This window comes from Stutzerimonas stutzeri (genome assembly GCF_000952685.1).
Classification (GTDB): domain Bacteria; phylum Pseudomonadota; class Gammaproteobacteria; order Pseudomonadales; family Pseudomonadaceae; genus Stutzerimonas; species Stutzerimonas stutzeri_E.
In genome coordinates this window covers 113,364-135,625 of record NZ_JYHV01000014.1, presented here as the reverse complement: position 1 = coordinate 135,625, position 22,262 = coordinate 113,364, and the positions used below count along the sequence as shown (strand labels likewise).

The following is a 22,262-nucleotide window of genomic DNA, read 5'->3' as shown; positions in this document are numbered from 1 at the left end:
GACCCCGAATGTGCATCGCAATCGCGGACAAAGCCCGATCAGCGCTTCAAGGTCGCCCCGAGGGCTCCCACCAGCTGTTCCAGCTGCGGCTGGCTGGAGCTGATCTGGATCTGCAAGCTGTCTATTTCTCGACGCTGCGGGTATTGCTTGCGTAGCTGATCGAAGCCGATCCGACGCTGCTCTTCACCCTCGCACAAGCTGCGGCGAAAGGCAGCGTCATCCCTGCGTGGGTCGTAGATAGCTCGGCAGATCGTCGCCAAGACGTCGCCGGGCTCGGCCGAGGCATCGAATAAGAGCCCCCGAAGCGGCGTAACAGGCATCAATTCGGACAGTGCGACTTTAGGCTCCAGACCTCGACTGGCGCAAAACGCCTGATAGATCTGGGCCGTTCCGCGCAGCTTGCCGTCCAGGCTGTAGCCGGCGATATGCGGTGTCGCGATCCAGCAGAGCTCCGCCAGTTCGACATCGACCTGCGGCTCCCCCTCCCAGACATCGAGCACGGCCTGGGTGTCTGGCCTTTGGGCCAGCAGTTCGCGCAAGGCGGCATTATCGACGACCGCACCACGGGCGGCATTAATCAACCAAGCGCCGGGACGCAACTGCGACAGGCGAGCGCTATCGAACAAATGGAACGTCGAATGTTCGCCTTCCAGCGTCAGCGGTGTGTGCAGACTGATGACGTCGCACTCTTCGAGTATTTCATCCAGGCCGACGAACTCACCGATCTCGCGCGCCTGGCGCGGTGGATCGCAGACACGTACATCCCAACCCAGGCCACGCAGAACTTTCACCAGCCTGCCGCCGACTTCTCCGGCCCCAACCACGCCATAACGGCGATCACTCAGTGACACACCTTCCCCCTCGGCCAGCGCCAACAAGCTGCCGAGTACGTAGTCGACTACACCACGGGCATTGCATCCCGGCGCACTCGCCCAATCGATACCTGCCTCTTCGAAGTAATCGACGTCCAAATGGTCCGTACCGATGGTGCAGGTGCCTACGAAGCGCACGGCGCTCCCTTCCAGAAGCTCGCGGTCGACCCGGGTGACGGAACGAACCAGCAGCACCTCAGCCTGTTCGAGCGCTGCTCTATTGATGCTTCGGCCCGGCATACGTCGAATCTCGCCATGCTCTGCAAAAAAGGCTTCGACCAATGGAATGTTTTCGTCGGCAAGAATACGCATTAGCGGGCTCCGTCATTGATCGGCCCATTCTAGACCGCGTCGAGCCGCTCTGCTGCCTTCCCGAGCGCCACTCTCGCGGCGTAGACTAGTCCGCTTCTGTATACAATCCGGAAAACACGCAATGCCCACTGAGTTGAAACTCAGACGAGTCCGCGTAGAACTGCGCACGCTCTTTGCCCTCGCATTACCAATGATGATCGCCCAACTAGCGAACACCGCCATGGGTTTCGTCGACACGCTGATGGCCGGGCGTGTCAGCCCGCGTGATCTTGCCGCGGTCGCCTTGGGCAACTCCATCTGGGTTCCAGTGTTCTTGTTGGTGACCGGAGTCATTCTGGCGACCACGCCCAACGTCGCTCAGCGCTTCGGCAGTAGTCAGCATGAACAGATCGGGCCGCTGGTCCGGCAGGCGCTGTGGATGGGGTTCGGTATCGGATCGCTGTTCGCGCTGCTGATGTGGAATGCCGAACCGGTGCTGCATCTGATGCAAGTCGAGCCGGCGCTGATCGATCCCACCATGGCCTACTTGCGGGCAGTCGCCTGCGGTTTTCCGGCGGTGGCTCTGTATCAGGTGCTGCGCTGTTTCAGCGACGGGCTCGGTCACACCCGACCAAGCATGGTGGTGGGTCTTCTCGCGCTGACCCTAAATATCCCGCTGAACTACATTTTCATCTACGGCAAGCTGGGCCTGCCAGCCATGGGCGGCGTTGGCTGCGGCTGGTCGACAGCGCTGGTCATGGGTTTCATGTTGTTGGCCATGCTGTTCTGGGTGCGGCGAGCCGAGTATTACCAGTCAAGCCGGCTATTCGCCCGTTTCGATTGGCCGCAATGGTCGGTGCTGAGTCGCCTGCTTTCGGTTGGCGTGCCGATCGGCGTTGCGGTCTTCGCCGAGGCCAGCATCTTCTCGGTCATCGCCTTGTTGATTGGCGGTCTGGGAGCGACCGTCGTCGCCGGGCACCAGATTGCGCTGAACTTCACCTCGCTTATCTTCATGATTCCTTTGTCGCTGGGGATGGCCATCACCATCCGCATCGGCCAAGCGCTCGGGCGCGGCGCACCGCGAGACGCACGTTTCGTCGCCGGATTAGGGATCGTATCGAGCCTGGCCTATGCCTGCTTCTCGGCGGGTAGCATGCTGCTGTTCAGCGAGCAGATCGCCCGAATCTATACCACCGATCCGGCGGTTATCGCGGTCGCTGCCAGCCTGTTCTTTTATGCCGCGCTGTTCCAGTTCTCAGATGTGGTGCAGGTTACTGCGGCAGGTGCGCTGCGCGGCTACCAGGACACGCGCATGACGATGATTTTCACGCTCTTCGCCTACTGGGGGATCGGTTTACCGGTGGGCTACGTGCTCGGCCTCACCGACAGGTTCGGCGACCCGAGCGGCCCGGCGGGCCTATGGCAGGGCTTGATCGCCGGTTTGAGTTGCGCCGCGATACTCCTGACCATCCGCCTGGTGCGCAGTGCCCGTCGCGAGATCCACCGACAGCCGTGTCGGGTCACCGCGTAGCAGCGGCCCGACTCGACACACTCACACCTCCAGCGCCAGCATGACCGCGCTCGCCAGCAGAAAGCCGCTGAACAGCAGACGAAGCAGGCGTTCCGGCAGTGCATGCGCCAGCCTGACGCCAAGGCTGATGCTCAGCAGACCGCCGATGGCGAGCGGTAATCCCAGAGCCCAGTCGACCTGCCCATGGGTCGCATAGGCGAACAAGGTGACCGCGGTGCTGGGAGCTGCCAGCGACAATGAAAGCCCCTGCGCCACGACCTGTGAAGTACCGAATACGGCGGTGAGCACCGGCGTAGCAAGCACCGCGCCACCGACGCCGAACAATCCGCCCAACGCCCCGGCACCAGCGCCCAACACGCCCAGCCACGGCCAGGGGTGACGCAGTTCGGTCCCGCCGGGATGCGGACGAAAGAAAACACGCGTTAGGGTGTAGATAGCCAAGGCAACGAGAAAGCCGACAAAGGCGATACGCATACGCCCAGCATCCAGAGATACCGCGACCGCCGCGCCGGCGATGGCGAAGCCGAAACTGGCGACGCCCAACGCTGCGGCGTGGCGCGGGTCGATTCGGTTGCGTTGGTGATAACGCCAGATCGCGAGCAGAACGTTAGGCACCACCATTACCAGCGCCGTGCCTTGCGCAACCTGCTGGTCCAGATCGAACAGCACGCCCAACACCGGAATTGCAATCAGCCCACCGCCGATCCCGAACAGGCCACCAAGGGTTCCCAACACCAGACCCAATACCGTGTTCAGCCCGAATCCGACGAAGTCCATGATTGCTTCCCGACAAAACCGCCATGCTACTCAGCGGCGCCTGGCAGGTATACGCACAGATGTGCACAATGGCTTTGCGATTTCCGCATAACCGAGCAACCCCTATGGATACCACTGCCCTCACAGACCAGTTCAGACTGTTTCTCGACGTGCTCGATACCGGCAGCTTCTCGGCCGCGGCCCGCCTGCATGCTCTCACGCCCTCTTCCGTCGCGCGCCGCATCGACTCGCTGGAGAGGTCACTCGCCTGTCAGCTAGTCAGCCGCAGCACGCATTCGATCAAGCCCACCGCCGCCGGACAGGCGTTTGCCGAGCGCGCCAGACGCATCGTCCATGAACTGCACCTGGCGCGGGCGGAAATGACGTCGCTGCAAAGTGCGCCGGAAGGTCGTATCCGCATCGATGCACCGGCTCCCTTCGGACGGCGCCATCTGGCGCCCGCGCTGGCCGACTTCCTGCAAGCCTACCCCGGCGTGGACATTCAGCTGCGATTGATCGACAGCTTCGTCGACTTGCAAGGTGAGCATCTGGGTGAGGTCGACCTGGTGCTGCGCATCGGCCCGCAGGCCGACACGCGCCTGGTCGCAACGCCTCTGGCGCCGCTGTTACGTATCCTCTGCGCCAGTCCGAACTACCTGCAAAGACGGGGTAGACCGCAGAGCGTTGCGGAGCTGCCGGAACATGACGGGCTGGACTGGGATGCGCTGGCGCCGCCGCATGCATGGCGGTTCGAGCATGAGGGCAAACGACAACTGTTGCGCCCGAGACGCCTGCGCATGGTTGCGAACAATGCAGAGGCATTGCTTTGCGGCACCTTGGCCGGACTGGGTATTGCGCATCTTCCGACCTGGCTGGTCAGCGACCACCTGCTCCGTGGCGAACTGCTGCCGTTGTTCTGCGAACAAGGCCTGCCAACGCCGGAGCCAAGCGGTATTTATGCCCTGCGACTGACTCGGGAAGCCGACTCTCGCAGCCGGCTGCTGCTGGAATTCCTGAAAAGCCGCTTTGGCCCGGTCCCACCTTGGGACCAGGCACTGCAAAGCGGACTCGGTTTTGGTTGAGCGAATCGATGATCAGACAGCGCAGCCTGAAAGTTCCTGCGTCACGCCCCAGCCATCGACCACGCCACCCAGCGGCTCGACCAGGTTCTCCAAGTCCTGTTCGAAGTCACCGATACCGTCGAAAGTGGCATACATCACCTTGCTGACCTGGAGGTCCCAGGCGCCGTCGTCACGGGGGGCAATCTGAGCATTGACGCATTCGCCACGAAAATTGCTGGCGGCCGCGCAGGCACGTTCACGGTCGGGAAACACGGCATAGAACTCTATCGGATGGACGCGGGAGAAATCGAATCCGCCCTCTTTCATCCTCAGAAGCACGTTGCCGCTTACATCCTCATGGAAGGTGGTACTCATAAAACAACCTCCTCTCACTCATGGATGAACGATTTCAGGAATGGATAGCCTTTGTTTTGCCTCGTTGCGGATACCGACTGGACAGCGCCAGCCGTGGGTTGCCTCGTTAATCGGAAGCCCGAAGCGGTATAAACCTTGCGGTATTTCTAATAGGCCTCTGCGGCGCCTGGGAGTTCGATCCAGCCGCGATACCGCGTCCGTGCCAGACGCGCTCGGACATTGCCTATGGTACGCAGCCGCGCTTCGAACATACGGCGTATGCATCGTCACCGCAATGGGTGCGTCGAGTCGCGGCGGGCGCTACGCCGTCCGAACCGATCCAGGTGCGCTGCAAAAAAGTCGCAGCGCACGAGGCAGTTTAGCTGTTGCTGGGCTTGTTGATGGCCTGCAACACATATTGAGGTAGCGCGAACGCGCCGAGATGGATGTGCGGGTTGTAATAACGGGTGACGATGCCGCTACCGGCGAAACGCTGGCAGAGGGTTTCCAGTGGCAGTTTGCGGCTGGCCGAGTCGCAGGCGCCCCAGGCGAAGGTCATGGCCCCACCGATGTAGGTGGGAACCGCAGCCTGGTAGAAGTGCCAGTCGGGGAACAGCCCGGTCATGCGCTTAGCGGTTGTCTGCACTTCGGCAAGTTGCATGAAGGGGGTGCCGTTCTGCGTGACCAGGATGCCGCCATCGTTGAGGCAGCGGCGGCATGCCTGGTAGAAGTTCTCCGAGAACAGGACCTCGCCCGGCCCGATGGGATCGGTCGAATCGGAAATGATCACGTCGAACTTTTCCTCGGTGGTCGCAACGAAGCGCATACCGTCATCAATAACCAAGTTCAGCCGCGGATCGTCGAACGCCCCTTTCGAATGCTCCGGCAGGAACTCCTTGCACATCTCGACCACGGTACCGTCGATCTCGACCATGGTGATGCTTTCGACATCGCGGTGCTTGGCGACTTCGCGCAGCATGCCGCCGTCACCACCACCAATGATCAGCACGCGCCGCGCCAAGCCATGGGCCAGGATCGGTACGTGGGTGAGCATCTCGTGATAGATGAACTCGTCCGCCTCGGTGGTCTGGATCACCCCGTCGAGCGCCATGACGCGGCCCATGCGGGCGTTTTCGAAAATGACCAGATGCTGATGCTCAGTGCGCACTTCATGCAGCATCTTGTCGATCCTGAAGCGCTGGCCGTATCCCTCGTAGAGAGTTTCCTGATAGTCGCTCATGGGTGTTCTCCCGGATGGATGGCTAACAGACGAGCGGCGCAAGCCGTACGCTCGTACGTCGGCAAAGAGGCGCATTCTACTTTGGTCATATGACAGGTGGAACCATCTACTTTCAAAGCGCGTTCGGTGAAGACAACCCCATCAATGCTGGCTATCGTCGAACCATGACGCCCTTTTACCTGCCTTACCTCGCCCCTTGGAGCTGGTCGCAATTTCACCAGCATTTCGCCCTGCGCTTGCTACCCGGCGTGGAGGCGCTCGATTCCGAGTGCTACAGCCGCACCGTGCGGGCCGGCAACAGCGCTGGCTGGATCAGTGTTCGACCATTACCCGGACAAACTGTGCTCGAGCTGACGCTCAGCGATTCGCTACAAGAGCATGCCGCCCAGCTGGCGATCCGGGTTCGTAGGATGTTCGACCTCGACACCGATCCGGCGGTCATCGCGCGGCATTTCGCTGACGATCCGCTGCTCGGGCCGTTGGTCACCGCTAACCCCGGATTGCGCTTGCCCTCTGCGTTCGACCCTTTCGAACAAGCCGTGCGAGCCATCGTCGGCCAGCAAGTCACGGTCAAGGCCGCGGTGACCATCACCCGGCGTCTGGTGGAACGGCTCGGCGAGGAATTGCCCCAGGTAGCCGTATGTGGAGCTGGTGCCACGCTCCGGTTGTTTCCCAGCCCGCAAGCCATAGCCAGCGCCCAGCTGGAGAATATCGGCATGCCCGGAAAACGCGTTGCGACCTTGCAGCGCCTGGCCGCAGCGGTGGCCGATGGTGCGCTCGAACTTCACATCGGGGACGGCGCGGACGAGCTGGTCAAGCGGCTCTGCGCGCTACCGGGAATCGGTCCGTGGACGGCCGAGTACATCGCCCTGCGCGGGTTCGGCGAAGCGGACGCCTTTCCGGTGGCCGACCTTGGCCTGCTCAAGGCGCCGCTATGGGGCCCCCAAGGCATCACTGCCAGACAGTTGCTGGCCCGCTCGCAAGCCTGGCGACCCTGGCGGGCCTACGCCGCCGTGCACATCTGGCAGAACTACGGCAGCGCCTTGCCGGAGCCCAAGCACAAGGAGGCTAAGGCGGTGCGATCCTCGCCAGCACCCGGGGTGGATCGCCGAGTGGCAGAGCCAGGATCAAGCCCTCACCGGAACGGGGAAAGATGCCGGTCAGCGCGGTAATGTTGACCTGATGAGTCACGAGCACCACGGGCAGTGCCGCTGGCAGTGAATCGAGCCGCTGGCGCAACGCAGCGGTCTGCGCGGCCTCTCGGCCTGGCTCGGCGAAGAACGAATCAAGCGCCGGCAACGGCTCGACCGAAGCCAGCCCCATCTGCTGCGCGGTTTCCAATGCCCGGCACCAACGACTGCTGAGCACTCTCGCGTTGGAAAGACCTTTCTTGCGAAGCAAGTCGCCCCAGCGCTGCGCCTCCAACCGCCCCGCTTCGTCCAGATTGCGCTGAGTGGTGCAATCCCCAAGCACAAAGTCGGGCGGATCGCCGAATCCGGGCGCCGTGGCGTGACGCAGAATCAGCACCGCTCTTCCCTCACGCAACATTGACCAAGCTGCGTCCTCTTCAGCGAACGCACCAAACGCCCCTGATAGCAGCAAGGCGACGACCAGCGCACGCACGTTACAACCTGACCTTACCGAAATGCCCAGCCGCAACGAACCACATGATCAACCCCACGACTGGTAGCAACGCGACAACCAGACTCCAGATGATCTTGCGTCCCACCTCGATACGACTGCGCCAGACCTGGAAGATCGCCAGCGCGTCAGCGACCAGCACGATCAGGGCCAGCAGCGTGCTCCAGCTCTCCACGTGTCAGGGCCTCAAGTTCCGGTCATCGGGGCGATTGCCGCGGGGCCCCATGATGCCCCAGATGATCAGCCCCAGAACCGGCAGGATGACGATCAACAACACCCACAGGGCCTTTTTGCCGGTGGTGCTATCGCTACGCAGTACGCTGACAATGGCCCAGATATCCAGTGCCAGGATAAGCAGGCCGAAAATACCGCCGAAGGCATCGGTCATGACAAGACTCCAATTAAGGTGAGTTCGTAATTAGGATGCCTGGGCGGTTTGAGGGTTCAGGCGATCCGCTCAGTAGCCGGCCGGATCGATCGCTTCGAAGCTGTCGACCGCCACGTGCCCGGCCAGCTCGCCGCCCTCGCGAACCAGACCGCAGGTGTGCATACCCGCCTCACGTGCGGCATCCAGCTCTTCCACCACGTCAGATAGGAACAGGATTTCATTGCCCGGAAGGCCTATAGCGGCAGCGATTCGCCCGTATGAATCGGCCTCGCGCTTGTGACCACTGCCGGTGTCGAAATAACCGGAGAACAACGGTGTCAGATCACCCACCTCGGCGCAGCCGAAAATCAGCTTCTGCGCCTGAATCGATCCTGAGGAATACACGTACAGCGCATATCCCTGCTCGTGCCAGCGGCGCAACGCCTGCACCGCATCCGGATAGACATGGCCCTTGAGCTGGCCGGCGCGATAGCCTTGGGCCCAGACCATGCCTTGCAGCGCTTTCAGCGGCGTCGCCTTGCGGTCGGCGGCAATCCACTCCAGCAGGATCTCGACGACGCGCTCGATGCCCGCTTCCGGCTCACCACTCTCACGCCGTACCGCCTCTATCTGCTCCGCCACGGCGGGTTCTGCCGAATGATTGCGAACGAACGCTGGCAAATGCTCACGGGCATAAGGAAACAGCACGTCGAAGACGAAGCTCACCGCACTGGTAGTCCCTTCGATATCGGTGAGGATGGCTTTGATCGGCATCTTCAGTCCTCCAGCCGTGGGAAGCGGCCGGCGATATCTTCACCGGTGAATTGCGCAACCCAGCCCTCGGGATTGTTGAACAGGCGGATGGCAACGAAGTGCGGATTCTCCCCCATATCGAACCAGTGCCGGGTACCGGCTGGCACGGAGATCAGGTCGTTCTTTTCGCACAGCACGGCATATACTTTGTCCTCGATGTGCAATGTGAAGAGCCCGCGGCCGGCGACGAAGAAGCGCACCTCGTCTTCGGCATGGCGGTGCTCTTCGAGGAACTTGGCTCGCAGTTCGGCCTTCTGCGGGTGATCGCTGTTCAGGCTGATCACATCGACGGTGACGTAGCCGCGCTCACTCATCAGCCGGTCGATCTGCGGACGATAGGCGGCAATCACCTCTTCGGAACTGGCACCGGCTCCAATCGGCGCGCTGGCTTCCCAGCGCTCGAGATGCACTCCGACCTCGGCCAGTGTGGCGGCGATGTCGTCGACGTGAGTGAGAACCTTGAGTGGCTGCTCGGGAACACTGTCCTGATAAACGCTGAGGATGCTCATGGTGGTTGTCTCCGGCGGGAATGGCTGTCCCGGACTTGTCATCGGTTATTCGGACACGCGCTGCGTGCGACAAAAATAGGTGCAGGCTTACACCCGCTGCAGGGTGCGCATCTTTAATTCACATTCGAACAGAAACTCGAACGCCTCGATTTGCCGCAGTGCGTCGTTCATTTGTGCGCCCCAGGTATACAGACCGTGCCCACGGATCAGATAACCGACGCAATCGGGATGCTCGTCGAGCCAGGGTTGAACGCGTGAGGCGAGTCGATCGATGTCCTGGTCGTTGTCGAAAATCGGCACCAGAATCTGGGATTCGTGGGTCGCGATGCCGCTGAATGCCTTCTGCAGCTCGTAGTCGGCGAACACCAGCGAATCGCTCAGGCAAAGGCGCGAAAGCACGGTAGCGTTGACCGAGTGAGTGTGTAGCACGGCACCGATTTCCGGTTTCCAGCGATACAGCTGAGTGTGCAGCAGGGTCTCGGCCGATGGCTTCTTGCCCGCTTCCAGGCTGCGGCCCTCCATATCGACGGCCAGCAGGTCATCGACTGTCAATTGGCCTTTGTGCTTGCCGGAAACGGTCAGCAGCGCTTCGCTGCAGGTCAGACGCGCCGAATAGTTGCTGCTGGTTGCCGGCGACCAGCCGCGGCCATAGAGAAAATGGCCCGCGTCGATGATGGCCTGCGACAAGTGTTCACGAATGGCGGTCATGCCCGGTTCTCCTGCTTGGGGATGACAATGATAACGGCTGCGGCCAGTGCCGCCAGACTGGCGATAGCGAAGGTCCATAGCGGGCCGAGGCTGGCCCAGCTATAGCCGGAGTAAAGCGCACCCAGCGCCCCACCGACGCCGGCCAGCGTTGCATACAGCGCTTGCCCCTGCCCTTGCTGCCGGTGACCGAAGCTGCGTTGAACGAAATGGATCGCAGCTGCATGAAAGCTGCCAAACGTCGCCGCGTGCATCAGTTGCGCCACCAGCAGCACGCCCAGATAATCGGCCAGCGTGCCCAGCAACAGCCAGCGTATTGCCGCCAGCACGAAACTTGCCGCCAGAACCTGGCGCAACGAGAAACGCGCCAACAAGTTGGCCATCACCAGGAAAATCAGAATCTCGGCAATTACACCCAGGGCCCACAACAGCCCGATGGTGCTTCGACCATATCCGAGCGCCTCGAGATGAATGGTGAAAAAGGTGTAATAAGGCCCATGGCTGACCTGCATCAGCCCCACACAGGTGAAGAACGCCAGCACACCCGGACGACAGAGCTGACGGACAAAGCCGCCCTGCCCGGCCAGCTCCGGTCGCTGCTCGGGCACGGCATTGGGTACCCACGCACTGCTGATGAGGATGCCGATCATCACCACCATCACCGCCATGGGATAGATATCCAGGCTCAGCCGCTCGAACAACGCACCAAGCCCCACCACCGCAACGATGAAACCGACACTGCCCCACAGGCGGATCTGGCTGTAGCGGGACGCCTGCCCACGCAGGTGGGCCAGGGTGATGACTTCGAATTGCGGAAGCACGGCATGCCAGAAGAACGCATGCAGCGCCATCACCAACGCGAGCCAGGCGTAGCTCTTGCTGAAGAAGATCAGACCGAACGAGAGCAGCGTACAGAGCGCGCCGATGCGCACGATCGCCAGCCGTCGCCCCGTGACGTCACCAAGCCAGCCCCACAGATTCGGCGCCAGACAGCGCATCAGCATCGGGATGGCGACCAGTTCGCCAATACGCTCGGCGGCGAAGCCCAGGTGGTCGAAGTACAGTCCGAGAAAGGGCGCGGCTGAGCCGAGCAGCGCGAAGTAGAAAAAATAGAAGCCGGACAGGCGCCAGTACGGAAGAGCAGCAGTCATAAGCGAGAAGCCATGGGCTGAAAGCAAAGCAATTCGATACCGGAGCGAGCGCTTGGGTCATCGTCCAGCTTCAAAATTCCAGCTTCATGCTCAGATTTGCCCCAACACCGGCGTGCCCACTAGCACGTCGGCATTCTGCCCGCGGTGGCGTAACAGATGATCCAGCAACACGATGGCCATCATCGCTTCGGCGATTGGCGTGGCGCGGATACCGACACAGGGATCGTGTCGGCCTTTGGTAATGACTTGCACCGGATTGCCGTCGGTATCGATCGAGCGTCCCGGCGTGGTGATGCTGGACGTCGGCTTGAGCGCCAGATGCGCAACGATCGGCTGACCGGAAGAGATGCCGCCCAGCACGCCGCCGGCATTGTTCGACAGGAAACCTTCCGGGGTCATCTCGTCACGGTGCTCGGTCCCGCGCTGGGCGACACTGGCGAAACCGGCACCGATCTCCACGCCCTTGACGGCGTTGATGCTCATCAGGGCATGCGCCAGGTCGGCGTCCAGGCGATCGAAGATCGGCTCGCCAAGACCGGGCGGGACACCGTCGGCAACGACGCTGATCTTCGCACCGACCGAGTCCTGATCGCGTCGCAACTGGTCCATGTAGACTTCGAGTTCCGGCACTTTGTCCGCGTCGGGACTGAAGAAAGCGTTCTGCTCGACGCTGTCCCAGCTCTTGAATGGAATATCGATCGGTCCGAGCTGGCTCATGTAGCCGCGCACCTGGATACCCAGGGTCGCCAGGTACTTCTTGGCGATGGCACCGGCGGCGACGCGCATCGCCGTTTCGCGCGCCGAGCTGCGTCCACCGCCCCGGTAATCGCGCAGACCATACTTATGGTGATAGCTATAGTCGGCATGGGCAGGACGAAACTGGTCCTTGATGGCCGAGTAATCCTTGGACTTCTGGTCGGTGTTGCGAATCAGCAAGCCGATCGGGCAACCGGTGGTGCGCCCGTCGAACACCCCGGAGAGAATCTCCACCTCGTCCGCTTCCTGGCGCTGGGTGGTATGTCGGCTGGTGCCGGGCTTGCGTCGATCGAGGTCTCGCTGCAGATCCTCAACGGTCAGTTCCAACCCTGGAGGGCAACCGTCGACGATGGCGACCAGCGCCGGACCATGGCTTTCGCCAGCAGTGGTGACGGTGAACAGCTTGCCGTATGTGTTGCCGGACATGCAGGGCGCTCCGCGATCGACCTAAACAGGGGCCGGAAGTATACCCGAGCCGCTGCAGGTTTCACCGCCTCTCACGGCGGCGCATACTGCTGATCGGCGAACCAATCCGCTCGCCTCGTATCCAACCCGCTCCGCCGACGGTTGATTTCCTGCTCATGCGTTTCCTCTTATTGCTCACTTTCCTCGCCATGCTCACGCCCCATACCCAGGCCCAGACCCTGCTGCACCAGGCGATGACCCTGCATGTGTCCGATGGCAACCTGCATGGCAGCCTGCTCCTGCCGAAGACCGCCGAACCCTTGCCGGTTGCCCTGCTGATCGCCGGATCGGGCCCCACCGACCGCGACGGCAACAATCCCATGGGCCGTAACGATAGCCTCAAGCGATTGGCACAAGCGCTTGCCAGACGGGGTATGGCTAGCCTGCGCTATGACAAGCGCGGGGTTGGCCGGAGTCTGGCGGCGGCGCCAGACGAGCGTCAGTTGAGCGTGGATCGCTATGTCGCGGATGCGGTAGCCTGGACAAGATTGTTGAAGGCGGACCCGCGTTTCTCCAAGGTTGTGCTGATCGGCCACAGCGAGGGCGCATTGATTGCCAGCCTGGCGGAGCCTGTCGTGAAACCCGACGCATTGATCAGCATTGCAGGCAGCGGCGTGCCCATCGACCTGCTGTTACGCGAACAGCTACAGGGACGTCTGCCACCACCGCTACTGGCGACCGCGCAGTACCTGATCGACGAGATCAAGGCGGGACGCACGCACGAGCAGGTGCCGGAGGCACTGCAAGTCCTGTTCCGTCCGAGCGTACAGCCCTATCTGATCACCCTGTTCGATCAGGATCCAGCCGGGGCGTTCGCCAGCACGACGGCGCCTGCGCTGATCATCCAGGGAACGCATGACATCCAGGTTGGACGCGACGATGCCTACGCCTTGCAGCGTGCCAGGGAAGACGCCGAGTTGGTGCTGATCCCAGGAATGAACCATGTCCTGCGCATCGTTCCGATGGAGCGCGACCGGCAGAGGGCATCCTACAACCAACCCGAACTGCCCATCGCACATGCCCTGCCTGAGCAGATCAGCCAATTCCTGCACAAACATAGCGTATTGCCACCATCCAGTTAGTCATCCGTCGGCCGATACGCTCCTTGCCTGCCGCAACGACTCGACCGCACAGGCCCAGGACGCCGACATGACCGATAGCTCACCAGCACCAACCGACAGTGAGGCCCAAACGCCCGCCGCACCGCAGCCGCATCCTTGGGCAACTCTTGCTCCGGATCGTTTTCGATTGCTGCGCCTGTCGCCATTGCCCACCGACAGAGATACCGGTACGCGGCCGCTGAGGTTCGTTGAGCTGGCCCAGATCGAGCGGCACACACAACAGCAAAGCCTGTTGCGGCTTTTCGTCCGATTGCCAGGTCAGATCCTCTCGAAGAAGCACAACGTTCTGGAAATCTGGGCGGATCATCGTGCCAAGGAGGTGCGCTTCGGCCCCGACTCCGGTCTGCACGTGGAGCCGGTCAACCGCGGCCTCGGACGCTTTCTCCTGGCGCAGGGAGCGCTCTGGGCGCAAAAGCGCTGGGCGCACTATCTGGTGGAAGGCGGTGCACTCCCGACGAAGGACATAACCGGCAATGACATGCGCCTACGACGCGACCATTGCCTGCTGAGCCAGGGTTTCGAAGTGCTGTATGCAGACCCTCAGCAACTCAAGGCAACCTACGGGGCCCCTCGGGTCAGCACGTTGCGCCCTGATTGGAACAACGACAAAGTACAGATCATCGAGCTGACGGACGCCGCGGCAATGCTCGAACAAGCCGATCGCAACCTGCTGGAGCAGGAAAGCACGATTCGCGACATGCAGGAACGTCTGAACAGATTCCGCCGCGAAGATGGCGGCCTCAGGTTCACCATCGCTTGCCTCATTGCATTCGCGCTTTTCCAGGCGGGACTGCTGATATGGATCGCGACCCGCTGACCGGACCGCCACCCAGCGTGAGGGCGCCTGCTTCTGCTATCCCCTGAGCCGCTCGCGAAACAGTGCCTGGTGCTCGCGGCACTGGTTCGCGGCGAGCAGAAACACGCCATGGCCACCGTCGGTGAATTCCAGCCAGGTGAAATCCACTTCGGGATAAAGCGCCGCTACATGCACCTGGCTGTTACCGACCTCCACGATCAGGGAGCCGGTTTCGGTGAGGTGATCCGCGGCCTCGGCCAGCATGCGCCGCACCAGATCCAGCCCATCCTCGCCGCAGGCCAGCCCCAACGCCGGCTCATGATGGTATTCCTCGGGCATGTCGGCAAAGTCTTCGGCATCGACGTAAGGCGGGTTGGATACGATCAGGTCGAAGCGCTGCTTCGGCAAGCCGTTGAATCCGTCGCTCTGCACCGTATAGACCCGGTCCTCCAGCCCATGCTGCTCGATGTTGCGGTTGGCCACTTCGAGCGCGTCGAAGGACAGGTCTGCCAACACCACCTCGGCATCGAGGAACTCATAGGCGCAGGCAATGCCGATGCAACCGGAGCCAGCACAGAGATCGAGAATTCGCGCGGGGTTCTGCGCGAGCCAGGGCTCGAAGCGGCGCTCGATCAATTGCCCAATCGGTGAGCGTGGAATCAGTACACGCTCGTCGACGATGAATGGGAGCCCACAGAACCAGGCCTGTCCAAGCAGATAGGCGGTGGGCACACGCTGCTCGATCCGCCGGCGCAACAAACCCTGCAGATGCTCCCGCTCATCATCTTCAAGACGACAATCGAGATAGCTATCAGCCATTTCCCAAGGCAAATGCAGAGCGCCGAGCACCAGCTGACGAGCCTCGTCCCACGCGTTGTCCGTGCCGTGTCCGAAGAACAGTTGCTCGGCATGGAAGCGGCTGACCGCCCAGCGAATGTGGTCACGCAAGGTGCGCAAGCGGGAAAGCGAAGCGGTCACGAATCATCTCCTGTCAAAAGCACGGAAGTTTAGCCGATGGTCCCGAGAGTTTCTCAGCGTAATCTGGCAGCCGTAGTGGCTTATTGCCTGTCATCGCCGATTCAGATGGCGAATTCATTACCTTGGGCTGTTCACATATCGCTCAACTGGCGCCACAATCATGCCCCTCTCAAAACAAGGAGTCAGTCATGTCCAAGCCACAGACCATGCTTCAGCTCAGTGGCCGCAGTTATGCACCGGCGACTCTGGCTAACGCGACCCTTGTGGTCATTGACGTTCAGGAAGAATATCGGACAGGGACCCTCGCACTACCGAACCTGAACTCAGCGCTCGAGGAAATCAGCACTTTGTTGGCCACGGCCCGCGAGGCTGGCGCCCCCGTCGTGCATGTTCATCATCTCGGTATTCCAGGCGGGCTCTTTGATCCACAAGGGCTACGCGGTCAGATCATGCCGGAGGCGGCTCCGCTTCCCGGCGAAACCGTGATTGGCAAAACGCTACCCAATGCCTTTGCCGGCACCAAACTGCACGAACTGCTACAGCAGCATGGGCGACTGGACCTCATCGTCTGCGGTTTCATGACCCACTCCAGCGTGAGCACCACAGTCCGCGCGGCGAAAGACTATGGCTATCGCTGCACCCTGGTCGACAAGGCCTGCGCCACCCGTGATCTGCCGATGGGAGACGGTGCGATCGACGCGGCACAGGTGCATCGCATGGAAATGACCATCCTCGCGGACAACTTCGCCGTTTGCGTGACCGATGCTGGAGCACTGACTTAAGCCTTCGAGCCGCAAAGCGTTACCCGACATGATGAACCTGACCGGACAGTCCCGGTCATAGCCAGCTCTGACGAGGTAACCGGAATGAAACGAACCGATGGATTCGATGCACGCCGCCTCCGGCCTCGCCAACAGCGTAGCTGGGGCGCACGCCTCGGAGCAGCGCTCGGCCTGTTGCTGATCGTTTTCGGCTTGCTCATGACCGGCTCCGGCGCAATACCCCTGTTCAGCGACAACGAGGCACTAGCCAACTTGGCGCTGGATCGCGAAGCGGCCGTGACACTGATCATCCTCGGCCTGATCCTACTCATGCTCGGCATGTTCATCCGGCGCCGCGTTCGTCGACGCTTGAATGAACCCGGCGGTCTGAGCCTGTCCCCCAAACTGAAGAACAGGCGCTGATTGCGCAGCCGCATCGCCCGGACCCGCCTGCGCCGGAGAAGCGGTGATGACAAAAACTTTGGGGTAAAATCGCCCGCAAATGCGGAGGCCCCATGCAAGAAGATGATTTCTCTTTATTTAAGTCGGCGGTTCGCGGCGTCAAGCCGATCGAACACGACCGCGCGGACACCGGCAAACCACGCGGCAACAAAGCGCAGATGGCCACTCGGCGAGCTAATGCAGTGATCAGCGGCAGCGAAATCAGAATCGACGGGCTTTCCGACCAATTCGTCATCGATGTCGCCGCAGAGGATGAGCTCTACTGGGCGCGCGACGGTGTTCAGGACAGCCAGATGCGCAAGCTCAAGGCTGGTCAGATCCCCTTCGAAGGCAGCCTGGATCTGCATGGACTGAGCGTCGAGAAAGCCCGCGAGCTGCTCTGGGATTTTCTCGCCGAAGCGTGCAAGTTCGAGATCCGCTGCGTGCGGGTCACCCACGGCAAGGCGGCGCGAATCGACGGCAAGCGCCCCCTGATCAAGAGCCACGTCAACACTTGGCTACGCCAGCATCCCCAAGTGCTCGGCTTCACCTCATGTCTGCCAAGGCATGGCGGTACCGGCGCCGTTTATGTGATTCTCAAACGAACCATGCTCGAAGGACGCGACGAGTAAGCATAGCGTCAGGCGTCTCGATCCGCTCATTGGTGCCGCGTGCCGCTTGCAGCCCAGCGGCCGACCCCCTAACCTTCGCATTCGCGCTTTCTTGCACGCCTGACAGGTAGTCATATGTCCCTGGAAACACATTACACCGCGATCCTTGGCCAGCTGGGTGAGGACGTCAACCGCGAGGGCCTGCTCGATACGCCCAAGCGCGCAGCCAAAGCCATGCAGTACCTGTGCAAGGGCTATCAGCAGACACTCGAGGAAGTCACCAACGGTGCGCTGTTCAGCTCCGACAACAGCGAAATGGTTCTGGTGAAGAACATCGAACTGTACTCGTTGTGCGAGCACCATATGCTCCCGTTCATTGGCAAGGCTCACGTTGCCTATCTGCCCAACGGCAAGGTGCTCGGACTCTCGAAGGTCGCGCGCATCGTCGACATGTACGCTCGCCGACTGCAGATTCAGGAAAATCTCACGCGTGAAATCGCCGAAGCGATTCAAACGGTCACGGGCGCCTGGGGCGTGGCAGTCGTCATCGAGGCCCAGCACATGTGCATGATGATGCGTGGCGTCGAGAAGCAGAATTCTTCGATGGTCACCTCGGTCATGCTCGGCCAATTCCGCGAGAACGCGGCCACCCGCAGCGAGTTCCTCGGCCTGGTGAAGTAGTCCAGCTGGAGGCTCGCCAGCCTCCAGACCTCCTCTCGTCTTCTTTTATTCGTACATGCCCACATGCCGCGGATGGCTTGCAACGCGCTGCAGCCAGGCACAGATCGCAGGGTACCTGGCCAGCCAAAAGCCACCCTCTTCAGCCACGTGCGTATAGGCATATAGCGCTACATCCGCAATCGAGTAGCGATCGCCAACCAGAAACGGCGTGCGCTGCAGCTGCTGCTCCATGACATCCAGCGCTCGATAACCATCCAGTTGCTTGGCCGCATACTCATCGAGGCGATCATCGGGCAGGCCCAGATAAACCTTGATGAATCGCGCTACGGCGATAAACGGCTCATGACTGTACTGCTCGAAGAACTGCCACTGTAGAACCTGAGTGCGCAGACGCGGATCCGTGGGCAACAGCTCGGATCCATCCGCGAGGAAATTGAGGATCGCATTCGACTCCCACAAGCAGGTGCCGTCCTCTAACTCCAGTACGGGAATCTTGCCGTTGGGGTTCTTCTTCAGAAACGCTTCCTCGCGGCTCTCGCCACGAAGAATATCCACCGGTACCCACTCATAATCTCGACCGAGCAGATGCAGCATCAATCTCACTTTGTAGCAGTTGCCTGAACGATAATCGCCGTAAACCTTGTACATCTCCTCCCTCCTGGGCAACGCAAGCATCAATACCTTGATTAGGCCGCATCGGCTATCTCGCACCCGCGAATCACCTTCGCTAGCCGGCACACGCCTTCATCCAGCCGGTCCGGGGCAACATGGCTGAAATTCAACCTCAGATACCCCAGGTTTTGCTCGGGATCGATGAAGAATGGCTCGCCCGGCATGAATACCACATCCTGTTCGAGGGCAGGATTGAGCAGCGTTCGCGTATCCACAGGACATTTCAGCCGCAACCAGAAGAACAGACCGCCCTGCGGGATCTGCCAGTCGGCCAGGTCGCCAAAGTGCTCCGTTAGCGCGGCCTGCATTGCATCACGGCGCAGACGATAGAAGCGGCGTAGCTCCCTTAGGTGCGTACGATATTGCTCGCTTCCAAGCCACTGCAGCGCCTGCCACTGACCAATGCGGTTGGTGTGCAGGTCAGCCGACTGCTTGAGCCGCAGCAAGTAAGGGAAAAGATCGGGCGTTGCGATCAGGTAACCCACCCGCAGCCCTGGCAGCAAAGTCTTGGAGACCGTACCGGTGTATATCCAGCTTGCCTTGCGCATGCGGCTGACGATGGGCCTGGCGCTGCTTTCGTCGAAAACCAGTTCGCGATAAGGCTCATCCTCGATCAGGACTACATTGAACTCGTCGAGTAGAGCCGCAACCGCATCGCGTTTTTCTTCGCTGTAACGCACCGCGGAGGGGTTTTGAAAAGTCGGGATCAGGTAGGCGAACGCTGGCTTGTGCTGCTCCAGCCGTTGGCGCAACGCGACCAACGATGGACCGTCGGCCTCCTGCGGCACCGCCAGACAGTCGGCACCGAACAATTGAAAGATTTGAAGCGCCGCCAGATAGGTCGGGGCTTCGAGCAGCACCTCGGTGCCGACGTCGATGAACAGCTTTGATGCGAGATCCAACGTTTGCTGAGAACCACTGACGATAAGGACTTGGCTGGCGGAGCAATCGACACCGAGCTCGCGCGCTTCGGCGGCGATCGCTTCGCGTAACGCCGGCTCACCCTCGCTCATGCCGTACTGCCCCATGCTCGCCGGCATCTGCGCCCATTCGACCTTGGGCAACATCGACTCGGCAGGCAGCCCTCCGGCAAACGACATCACCTCGGGGCGCTGAGCAGCAGCAAGAATTTCACGGATCAGCGAGCTTTTCAGGCGGTCGACACGTTCGGAGAAAGCCATGGGGCACCAGATGCAGGAAGTAATAAAATAAGTCAAACTACTTGACCAAAATTACGCCTACGGTCGTGAATACGTCAATATGACTGACCTAAAAAAAAGCACGATTCAACGCCAAATCATGGAAAGTTTCTTTCTCGGCTATCAGGCTTTCACCGCCAAGCCGGACGAAATGCTCGCACGCCGCGGGCTGTCCCGGGTGCACCACCGCATTCTGTTCTTCATCGCCAGCTACCCTGACCTCAGCGTCAAGGAGCTGCTCGGCTATCTGGGCGTAAGCAAGCAGGCACTGAACATTCCGCTGCGACAGCTTATCGAGATGCATTTGGTCGAAAGCAGAACCGCGGAGGAGGACAAACGCAAGCGCATGCTGCGCTTCACTGCCGAAGGGGCCAAGTTGGAACAGGCGCTCCGGCGGGAACAGGTGCGCCTGCTCGAGCGGACGTTCAAGCAAATGGGTGAAGAAGCGGTAGCCGGTTGGTTGGCGGTGAATCAGGCGCTAGCGGCCAGCACTGTTCGAGACTGAACCGCACAGCGCGCCCGGCTGGACGTACAACCAGTCGCCTCCGAACGCTTTAGCGGCAGGATGCAACGAAGCGAAGAGCTGATCGACACGAAAAGCGCCTACAAAAAAGGGCGACCGAAGTCGCCCTTTTTCAATGGATCACAGAACTAACTTAGTTCTGATTTTCCATTTGCGCGCGGATCAGATCACCGATGGTGGTCGGACCGGCAGCCGGCTCTACGTCCTGCTTGGTACGCAGCTCCTTCATCGCATCCTTCTCGTCCTCAACGTCTTTCGACTTGATGGACAGGCTGATGACGCGGCTCTTACGGTCGATGCTGATGATCTTGGCTTCGACTTCTTCACCTTCTTTCAGGACGTTGCGCGCATCTTCAACACGGTCACGGCTGATTTCAGAGGCTTTCAGGGTCGCTTCGATATCGTTGCCCAGGTCGATGATGGCGCCTTTGGCGTCAACTTCTTTCACAGTACCGCGAACGATGCTGCCCTTGTCATTGACAGCGGCGTAGTTGGAGAACGGATCGTCTTCCAGCTGCTTGATGCCCAGGGAGATGCGCTCACGCTCTGGATCGACCGACAGGATGACGGTGTCCAGCTCGTCGCCCTTCTTGAAGCGACGCACGGCTTCTTCGCCAGCTTCGTTCCAAGAGATGTCGGACAGATGAACCAGACCGTCGATGCCGCCGTCCAGACCAATGAAGATACCGAAATCGGTGATCGACTTGATGGTGCCGGAGATGCGGTCGCCCTTGTTGAACTGGCCAGAGAAGTCTTCCCACGGGTTGGACTTGCACTGCTTGATGCCCAGGGAGATACGACGACGCTCTTCGTCGATGTCCAGAACCATGACTTCCACTTCGTCGCCGACCTGTACGACCTTCGACGGGTGAATGTTCTTGTTGGTCCAGTCCATTTCGGAAACGTGTACCAGGCCTTCGACACCCTCTTCCAGCTCGGCGAAGCAGCCGTAGTCGGTGAGGTTGGTAACGCGGGCCATGACACGGGTGTTTTCCGGGTAACGGGCCTTGATGGCAACCCATGGGTCTTCGCCCAGCTGCTTCAGACCCAGCGATACGCGGTTACGCTCGCGGTCGAACTTCAGCACCTTGACGTCGATCTCATCGCCAACATTGACGATTTCCGACGGATGCTTGATGCGCTTCCAGGCCATGTCGGTGATGTGCAGCAGGCCATCGACGCCGCCCAGATCGACGAATGCGCCGTAATCCGTGAGGTTCTTGACGATACCCTTGACCTGCTGGCCTTCCTGCAGCGATTCCAGCAGCGCTTCGCGCTCGGCGCTGTTCTCGGCTTCCAGGACGCTACGACGGGAAACGACAACGTTGTTGCGCTTCTGGTCGAGCTTGATGACCTTGAACTCGAGTTCCTTGCCTTCCAGGTGGGTGGTATCACGCACTGGACGAACATCAACCAGGGAACCTGGCAGGAACGCACGGATGCCGTTAACGTCGACAGTGAAGCCGCCCTTAACCTTACCGTTGATAACGCCCTTGACCACTTCCTCAGCTGCGAAAGCCGCTTCCAGAACAATCCAGCACTCTGCACGCTTGGCTTTTTCGCGGGACAGCTTGGTTTCGCCAAAGCCATCTTCAACCGCGTCCAGCGCAACGTGAACTTCGTCACCCACGCTGATGGTCAGCTCGCCCTGCTCGTTGTAGAACTGCTCGACCGGGATGACGCCCTCTGACTTCAGACCGGCATGGACAGTGACCCAGTCACCATCGATGTCGACCACGATGCCGGTGATGATCGCACCCGGCTGCATGTCGAGGGTTTTTAGGCTTTCTTCAAAAAGTTCTGCAAAGCTTTCGCTCATGTTTATTCCTGCTGTTTTCGGGCGAGGATCCGCCCAATCTCCACATCCCAGATAGAAGTGGGTTCATTCATATAAAAAAAGGCCTGCGGGACTAGATCTGGTCTCCCACATGCCTCCTTGTTAACAGCCCTGAACCTCAGGAACCGTC

Annotated in this window: 26 protein-coding genes; 10 read left to right on the top strand and 16 right to left on the bottom strand. The window is 60.7% G+C overall.

What is annotated here, in order from left to right; all coding sequences use genetic code 11:
• Positions 1-38: 38 nt before the first annotated feature.
• Complete coding sequence (pdxB, locus tag UF78_RS07450) at positions 39-1,184, bottom strand: 4-phosphoerythronate dehydrogenase PdxB (protein ID WP_045161458.1); 1,146 nt, start codon at positions 1,182-1,184, stop codon at positions 39-41.
• A gap of 121 nt (positions 1,185-1,305) precedes the next feature.
• Between pdxB and UF78_RS07445 the strand changes: the two genes are divergently transcribed.
• Positions 1,306-2,694 carry an MATE family efflux transporter gene (locus tag UF78_RS07445; RefSeq protein WP_045161457.1) on the top strand — a complete coding sequence of 463 codons (1,389 nt, stop codon included), beginning with the start codon at positions 1,306-1,308 and terminating at the stop codon, positions 2,692-2,694.
• 21 nt (positions 2,695-2,715) lie between these two features.
• Here the strand turns inward: UF78_RS07445 and UF78_RS07440 are convergent, their stop codons facing one another.
• The gene (locus UF78_RS07440; protein ID WP_045161456.1) at positions 2,716-3,471 is read right to left on the bottom strand and encodes a sulfite exporter TauE/SafE family protein; all 756 of its coding nucleotides are present in this window, start codon (positions 3,469-3,471) and stop codon (positions 2,716-2,718) included.
• A 104-nt stretch (positions 3,472-3,575) separates the two neighbouring features.
• Here UF78_RS07440 and UF78_RS07435 point away from each other — a divergent pair, with 104 nt between their 5' ends.
• A complete protein-coding gene (locus UF78_RS07435) occupies positions 3,576-4,532 on the top strand; it encodes a LysR family transcriptional regulator (RefSeq protein ID WP_045161455.1) in 957 nt (318 codons plus the stop codon).
• A gap of 12 nt (positions 4,533-4,544) precedes the next feature.
• On the opposite strand, the gene UF78_RS07430 is transcribed toward UF78_RS07435, so the two are convergent.
• Positions 4,545-4,886: a ribonuclease E inhibitor RraB gene (locus UF78_RS07430; protein WP_045161454.1), complete on the bottom strand. Its 342-nt coding sequence runs from the start codon at positions 4,884-4,886 to the stop codon at positions 4,545-4,547.
• 358 nt (positions 4,887-5,244) lie between these two features.
• Positions 5,245-6,105, bottom strand: coding sequence for a polyamine aminopropyltransferase (gene speE / locus UF78_RS07425; protein WP_045161453.1), 861 nt, complete (start codon positions 6,103-6,105; stop codon positions 5,245-5,247).
• Between the two features lie 164 nt (positions 6,106-6,269).
• On the opposite strand from speE, the gene UF78_RS07420 reads away from it, so the two are divergent.
• Positions 6,270-7,277: a DNA-3-methyladenine glycosylase family protein gene (locus UF78_RS07420; RefSeq protein WP_080890573.1), complete on the top strand. Its 1,008-nt coding sequence runs from the start codon at positions 6,270-6,272 to the stop codon at positions 7,275-7,277.
• Here UF78_RS07420 and UF78_RS07415 read toward each other — a convergent pair.
• From UF78_RS07415 to aroC, 8 genes are all read right to left on the bottom strand, one after another.
• Complete coding sequence (locus tag UF78_RS07415) at positions 7,174-7,728, bottom strand: histidine phosphatase family protein (protein ID WP_080890567.1); 555 nt, start codon at positions 7,726-7,728, stop codon at positions 7,174-7,176. The two genes, UF78_RS07420 and UF78_RS07415, sit on opposite strands and share 104 nt — an antisense overlap.
• Position 7,729: 1 nt before the next feature.
• Positions 7,730-7,921, bottom strand: coding sequence for a PLDc N-terminal domain-containing protein (locus tag UF78_RS07410; protein WP_045161451.1), 192 nt, complete (start codon positions 7,919-7,921; stop codon positions 7,730-7,732).
• Positions 7,922-7,924: 3 nt separating this feature from the next.
• Positions 7,925-8,134: a PLD nuclease N-terminal domain-containing protein gene (locus tag UF78_RS07405; RefSeq protein WP_021207933.1), complete on the bottom strand. Its 210-nt coding sequence runs from the start codon at positions 8,132-8,134 to the stop codon at positions 7,925-7,927.
• A 69-nt stretch (positions 8,135-8,203) separates the two neighbouring features.
• Positions 8,204-8,887: an acireductone synthase gene (mtnC, locus tag UF78_RS07400; RefSeq protein ID WP_045161449.1), complete on the bottom strand. Its 684-nt coding sequence runs from the start codon at positions 8,885-8,887 to the stop codon at positions 8,204-8,206.
• Between the two features lie 2 nt (positions 8,888-8,889).
• The gene (locus UF78_RS07395; RefSeq protein ID WP_045161448.1) at positions 8,890-9,435 is read right to left on the bottom strand and encodes a 1,2-dihydroxy-3-keto-5-methylthiopentene dioxygenase; all 546 of its coding nucleotides are present in this window, start codon (positions 9,433-9,435) and stop codon (positions 8,890-8,892) included.
• An 87-nt stretch (positions 9,436-9,522) separates the two neighbouring features.
• Positions 9,523-10,143 (bottom strand): methylthioribulose 1-phosphate dehydratase, encoded by a 621-nt coding sequence (locus UF78_RS07390; RefSeq protein WP_045161446.1) that lies wholly within the window; start codon positions 10,141-10,143, stop codon positions 9,523-9,525.
• Positions 10,140-11,291: an MFS transporter gene (locus UF78_RS07385; protein ID WP_045161444.1), complete on the bottom strand. Its 1,152-nt coding sequence runs from the start codon at positions 11,289-11,291 to the stop codon at positions 10,140-10,142. Before UF78_RS07385 ends, UF78_RS07390 begins: the two co-directional genes overlap by 4 nt.
• A gap of 90 nt (positions 11,292-11,381) precedes the next feature.
• Positions 11,382-12,473, bottom strand: a complete 1,092-nt coding sequence (gene aroC / locus UF78_RS07380) for a chorismate synthase (protein ID WP_045161442.1) — start codon at positions 12,471-12,473, stop codon at positions 11,382-11,384.
• Between the two features lie 155 nt (positions 12,474-12,628).
• Here aroC and UF78_RS07375 point away from each other — a divergent pair, with 155 nt between their 5' ends.
• Together UF78_RS07375 and UF78_RS07370 are read left to right on the top strand one after the other, a co-directional pair.
• Entirely contained in the window at positions 12,629-13,594 is a 966-nt protein-coding gene (locus UF78_RS07375) for an alpha/beta hydrolase family protein (protein WP_045161441.1), read from the top strand.
• Between the two features lie 67 nt (positions 13,595-13,661).
• Positions 13,662-14,450, top strand: coding sequence for a hypothetical protein (locus UF78_RS07370; protein ID WP_045161440.1), 789 nt, complete (start codon positions 13,662-13,664; stop codon positions 14,448-14,450).
• Between the two features lie 36 nt (positions 14,451-14,486).
• On the opposite strand, the gene prmB is transcribed toward UF78_RS07370, so the two are convergent.
• On the bottom strand, positions 14,487-15,407 hold the full coding sequence (gene prmB / locus UF78_RS07365) for a 50S ribosomal protein L3 N(5)-glutamine methyltransferase (protein ID WP_045161439.1): 921 nt from the start codon (positions 15,405-15,407) through the stop codon (positions 14,487-14,489).
• 188 nt (positions 15,408-15,595) lie between these two features.
• On the opposite strand from prmB, the gene UF78_RS07360 reads away from it, so the two are divergent.
• From UF78_RS07360 to folE, 4 genes are all read left to right on the top strand, one after another.
• Positions 15,596-16,189 carry a cysteine hydrolase family protein gene (locus UF78_RS07360; protein ID WP_045161438.1) on the top strand — a complete coding sequence of 198 codons (594 nt, stop codon included), beginning with the start codon at positions 15,596-15,598 and terminating at the stop codon, positions 16,187-16,189.
• 84 nt (positions 16,190-16,273) lie between these two features.
• A complete protein-coding gene (locus UF78_RS07355; RefSeq protein WP_045161437.1) occupies positions 16,274-16,591 on the top strand; it encodes a hypothetical protein in 318 nt (105 codons plus the stop codon).
• Positions 16,592-16,683: 92 nt separating this feature from the next.
• The gene (locus UF78_RS07350) at positions 16,684-17,241 is read left to right on the top strand and encodes a Smr/MutS family protein (RefSeq protein WP_045161435.1); all 558 of its coding nucleotides are present in this window, start codon (positions 16,684-16,686) and stop codon (positions 17,239-17,241) included.
• Positions 17,242-17,355: 114 nt separating this feature from the next.
• Positions 17,356-17,901: a GTP cyclohydrolase I FolE gene (gene folE, locus UF78_RS07345; protein WP_025241301.1), complete on the top strand. Its 546-nt coding sequence runs from the start codon at positions 17,356-17,358 to the stop codon at positions 17,899-17,901.
• A gap of 45 nt (positions 17,902-17,946) precedes the next feature.
• On the opposite strand, the gene UF78_RS07340 is transcribed toward folE, so the two are convergent.
• The gene (locus UF78_RS07340; protein WP_045161434.1) at positions 17,947-18,549 is read right to left on the bottom strand and encodes a glutathione S-transferase family protein; all 603 of its coding nucleotides are present in this window, start codon (positions 18,547-18,549) and stop codon (positions 17,947-17,949) included.
• 38 nt (positions 18,550-18,587) lie between these two features.
• Positions 18,588-19,754 carry a PLP-dependent aminotransferase family protein gene (locus UF78_RS07335; protein WP_045161432.1) on the bottom strand — a complete coding sequence of 389 codons (1,167 nt, stop codon included), beginning with the start codon at positions 19,752-19,754 and terminating at the stop codon, positions 18,588-18,590.
• A 79-nt stretch (positions 19,755-19,833) separates the two neighbouring features.
• Here UF78_RS07335 and UF78_RS07330 point away from each other — a divergent pair, with 79 nt between their 5' ends.
• The gene (locus UF78_RS07330; RefSeq protein WP_045161431.1) at positions 19,834-20,277 is read left to right on the top strand and encodes a MarR family winged helix-turn-helix transcriptional regulator; all 444 of its coding nucleotides are present in this window, start codon (positions 19,834-19,836) and stop codon (positions 20,275-20,277) included.
• 151 nt (positions 20,278-20,428) lie between these two features.
• On the opposite strand, the gene rpsA is transcribed toward UF78_RS07330, so the two are convergent.
• Positions 20,429-22,114, bottom strand: a complete 1,686-nt coding sequence (rpsA, locus tag UF78_RS07325) for a 30S ribosomal protein S1 (RefSeq protein ID WP_019339331.1) — start codon at positions 22,112-22,114, stop codon at positions 20,429-20,431.
• Between the last annotated feature and the right edge of the window lie 148 nt (positions 22,115-22,262).